Raw genomic sequence first — 4,159 nt, 5'->3', positions numbered from 1 at the left:
GAGATCACCGTTGAGGACGGGGATATCTACCTGACCGACGACGATTACGAGTTCGTCGAACAGGGCTCCTCGATCACGCACGACCTCTCCTCGAACCGCTCGCTCGGATTCGAGTGACGATTCGGCTGTGATTTTTCGTTTGGAGAAATACGGTTCGCTCGCTACGACGTGAATTACTCTGGTTCTCGTGTGATTGCAGTCACGGGGAAGCAAACCGCGAACGCCTTCGCTCGCTTCCGATAGGGAGCGTTTGGTTCGGTTGTGGTTGCAAGTACCGAGCCGCATGAAGACCGCACCGCCTCCGCACCGCGCCACCCGGTTGAACGGCCTGTGCGCTACGGCCCAACTCTACGGCGCGCGAAGGCGCACCCCCGGTGCGCCCGCGCGAGGTCTTCGTGAGCGATGCGGGAGCGAGCGAACGGCTCGTCAGAGCTGTACCCTGACGGTGGACGACGAGCGTCAGCGAGGAGTTGGCTGGGGAGGCGTGTGGTGCGGGGCGGGGGCTTTCGAGGTCTTTCTCGTAGTCGCTGTATTCGCAAAACCAGAATCAAACGCTGTTCCTCAGTGGCGCTGGCCCGAAAGTTCCGCTCGCGCGGCGTCCAGAACATCCGCAGGGGAAATCGCAACATCGTCCCAGGCCGGGAGAACCTCACTTCCACCGGAACGTTCCGGCGGACGGATGGCGTCGGCGTAGGTATCGACCTGTTCGCGCTCGGCCACCGGGTCGTACTCCAGTCCGTTGAACGCGGCGTCGGCGGCGTACTGCCGGACGAACTCGCGGCCGGTGTCGCGGTAGCGGGCGGGGAGCGTGTCGTACTCGGGGGCGACGCCGTGGTTCTCACAGACCCGGAAGAGGGCGTTTCCGACGCCCTCGCTCATGGTGGAGAGGCCACCCGGTCCGGCCACGCCGCGATGGGCGTGTTCGTAGCGGCCCAGATCCACCTGCGCGCTTCCCTCTAATCCGGCGTGCTCGAAGGCGCTCCCGAGGGTGCCGACTTCCAGTCCCCAGTCGCGCTCGACGCGCATGCCGGTGGCGAGGTCGGCGGTCATGCCGAACTCCCCGGCCAGCGCGTAGCGGAACGCGCCGAGGTAGTCGAGGACTTCCCCGTCGTTCGCTCCCAGTAGCGTGCGAACGAGCGGAGCGTAGAACAGTCGAAACAACCGACCGTAGAGGCGGTTTTCCTCGACGCGAGCGTAGTAGCCCTTCGTGAACGAGAATCCGGTATCGAGCGGGGCGAGTAGGCGGGGGACGATGGACGGGTCGTACGTTTCGGTGTCCGCGTCGTGACAGACGACGAACGCGGAATCGGCCGCCGCGACGCCGAGCGCCAGCCAGACGTCCCGGCCCTTTCCGGCGGAGCCTGCCAACCCGTGCTCGTCCAGCAGCGTCTCGACCCGCGGATTGGAACACCAGAGCAGTGTGAGCGACAGGTCGAACGACGAGAGCCAGTCGTGAATCCGGCCGACGGACTCGGCGGGGGCGCGAAGCGGAACGACGACGCGGTTCGGGGCGACCGTTTCGAGCGCCGCGAAGACGCGTTCGGCAGTCCGGGATCCGTACTCCCGGTCGGTCAGTGGGACGACGACCGACGTCCGGTCGGTCGGCGCGTCGGGAACCCGCCCGCTCAGGTCGTGGAGCGTCGTCACCCGCTCCTGCACGTACTCCATTGGAGATGGCTTAGGACAGGGAGATGAAAAAGGGCGTGGAGTCGGCAGAACCGTCTCGGTTACCGGGGTCTTCGAAGTTCGAATTAGCTCGTCGCGGCCGCCGTCGGCAGTCGGTCGGCGCGGTGGAGCGCGACGAGGACGAATAGAATGGCGATCAAGCCGATGGAAAACGTCCGGAACACGGTATCGAACAGGAATCCGGCGTCCAACAGCGCGCCGACTATCGAACTGCCTGCCGCCTGTCCGATCATGGCGAGGCCGCTGTACACCGCGTACGCGCTGGCCCTGTTCTCGTCCGGCAGGGAGTCGAGCAGGTAGGTGTCGAGCGCCGGAAACAGGCTGTGGATGACGTAGCCGAGGACGAGCGAGACCCCGACGATAGCGGCGAGTCCCTGTGCCGCCGTCAACGCGAGCAGACAGACGATGAACCCGCCGAGGATGGACAGCATGAGCGGGACGTGTGGGATCCGGTCGGCCAGTCGCCCGGTGAGGAAGAACGCCGGAACGCCCGCCGCAAAGACGACCGTCAGGAGCGTCCGTCCGGTCTCCAGCGAGAGATGTTTCGTCTGGTGGAGGTAGCTCGGATACCAGTTGAACAGTCCGTTCCAGACGAACCCCGTCGCGCCGATGATGGCGACGCCGCTGAGGATGATGGGCCACTGACGGCGGAACGCCGTCAACAGGTCTCTGTCGGTGGCCCCCGCGTCGGGGAGTTCGGTTCGTCCGACGACCACGAAGTAGACGACGGTGACGGCGGCGGTGACGACCATGAGCAGTTTCAGCACGTCTCGCCACCCGACCACCGTCAACAGCAGGCCGACGAAGACCGGTGCGATGGCGGCGGCGAGTTGGCTGGCCATCCCGTGGATGCCGATGGCTCGCCCCACCCGGTCGGGGTACAGTTCGCTCACGAGCGGGTTTGCGGCGATGAAGTAGATAGCGCTCGCCGTCCCCATGGCGAACGCGCCGATGGCTAACACGGTGATGTTTGGCGCGAACGCTGTAAGCCCGGCGGAGACGGTCAGGACGATGCCTGCACCGAGTACGACGCGATGACGTGCGACGCGGGTGAGAAGATAGCCCGTTGGAATTCGCGGCAGTGCACTCCCGAGCCAGACGAGCGTTGCGATGAGTCCAATCACCGTGGCGCTGACCCCGAAGTGCGCTTTGAGCGGTTCGAGCAACGGCGCGAACACGACGCGGGCGAAATTGACCAGGAAGACCATCGAGCTAAGCGACGCGAACAGACGACCCCGAGACACGGGCGTGGATTTCGAGAGGGGGTAGTCAAACCTTCCGAAACGGGCAAGAGAATCAGTCTGTCAGAGGTATTCGTTCGCACTCGACACACCTGGACGTCGTCGTTCGTCACCGAGCCGAGCGTGTAAACTGAAAATCAGCTCCGTCGATGCCTATATGTCAACAGCTGATGTATGAAGGTCCAATGCAATCAGTTCGAAGCGGTCTACGGAAGGGCGAGGTCGAGAAAGACACGTACGGGCGACTCTCGTGTTCTGACTGCCGAGAATCCTTGAAAACAAGAAACGATCCATCCGAGGTCTACTCGGCTCGATTGTGTCCTGATTGTGGTAGCAAGTGGAGAGTATTGTAAATACATCATTCTACCCAAAGCGCTCGTCACGTGCGGTGCTCGCGTGGCGATACGTCGTCCGACGCGTCGTCCCCGAGACTGTCGAGTTCGCTGGTTCCTGTAGGTTTATCGGCCAGTCACTCGCACCAGCCGTATGGCTCGCGCACTGCTCATCGGTGGCACACGGTTTATGGGACGACACACGGTCGAGGAACTGCTCGATCACGAGTACGAGGTGACGACGTTCACACGCGGTGAATCCGGCAACCCGTTCGCTGACCGAGTGGACGTCTCACACATCCGTGGGGATCGAAACGACCGCGAGGCGCTCGAAGCCGCACGGGACGACGTCGACCCCGACATCGTCATCGATTTTTGCGTGATGCATCCCCGGCAAATCGAGACGGCAACCGACCTGTTCGCCGACGTGGACGCGTACGTCTACGTCTCCAGCGGAAGTGCGTACGCGGAGTATCCGATACCCATCCGGGAGGACGCTACGCTGCACGACTGCACCGACGAACAGGCCGACGACGAGTCGATGGAGAGCTACGGCCCGCGAAAAGCCGAGTGTGACCGCGTCTGTTTCGCCGCCGCCGAGGCGGACGTGAACGCGATGGTCGTCCGACCCATGCTCATCTACGGTCCGTACGACTACACGGAGCGATTCGACTACTGGCTCCATCGCGTCGCGACATTCGACCGCGTTCTCGTACCGGGCGACGGCGGGAGCCTGCTTCACCGGGCCTACGCCATCGACGGTGCTCGCGCCCTGCGAATCGTCGCCGAGCGCGGAACGCCCGGTGAAGCGTACAACCTCGCCGACCGCGAGACGATGTCGCTCGACGGCTCGCTGGAACTCGCGGCCGACGCCATGGACACGGCGGTCGAACTCGTCCA

The 4,159-nt window shown here is 63.9% G+C and carries 4 protein-coding genes; 2 read left to right on the top strand and 2 right to left on the bottom strand.

From position 1 onward, the window contains the following. Window positions 1–561 precede the first annotated feature (561 nt). Both WBV42_RS15710 and WBV42_RS15705 read right to left on the bottom strand, forming a co-directional pair. Window positions 562–1,668 carry a glycosyl transferase family 2 gene (locus WBV42_RS15710; RefSeq protein ID WP_423986854.1) on the bottom strand — a complete coding sequence of 369 codons (1,107 nt, stop codon included), beginning with the start codon at window positions 1,666–1,668 and terminating at the stop codon, window positions 562–564. Window positions 1,669–1,751: 83 nt separating this feature from the next. Continuing rightward, on the bottom strand, window positions 1,752–2,894 hold the full coding sequence (locus WBV42_RS15705; RefSeq protein ID WP_423986855.1) for an MFS transporter: 1,143 nt from the start codon (window positions 2,892–2,894) through the stop codon (window positions 1,752–1,754). Between the two features lie 182 nt (window positions 2,895–3,076). Between WBV42_RS15705 and WBV42_RS15700 the strand changes: the two genes are divergently transcribed. Next, window positions 3,077–3,280 (top strand): HVO_0758 family zinc finger protein, encoded by a 204-nt coding sequence (locus WBV42_RS15700; RefSeq protein WP_423986853.1) that lies wholly within the window; start codon window positions 3,077–3,079, stop codon window positions 3,278–3,280. A 133-nt stretch (window positions 3,281–3,413) separates the two neighbouring features. Next, a partial coding sequence (locus tag WBV42_RS15695; RefSeq protein WP_423986852.1) for an NAD-dependent epimerase/dehydratase family protein occupies window positions 3,414–4,159 on the top strand: 746 nt, incomplete at its 3' end.

Origin of the sequence: Haladaptatus sp. (assembly GCF_049589095.1) — an archaeon.
In the GTDB taxonomy this organism is placed as follows: Archaea; Halobacteriota; Halobacteria; order Halobacteriales; family Haladaptataceae; genus Haladaptatus.
Note: the sequence above shows the minus strand (reverse complement) of the source record. Positions and strands in the feature narration are given on the sequence as shown.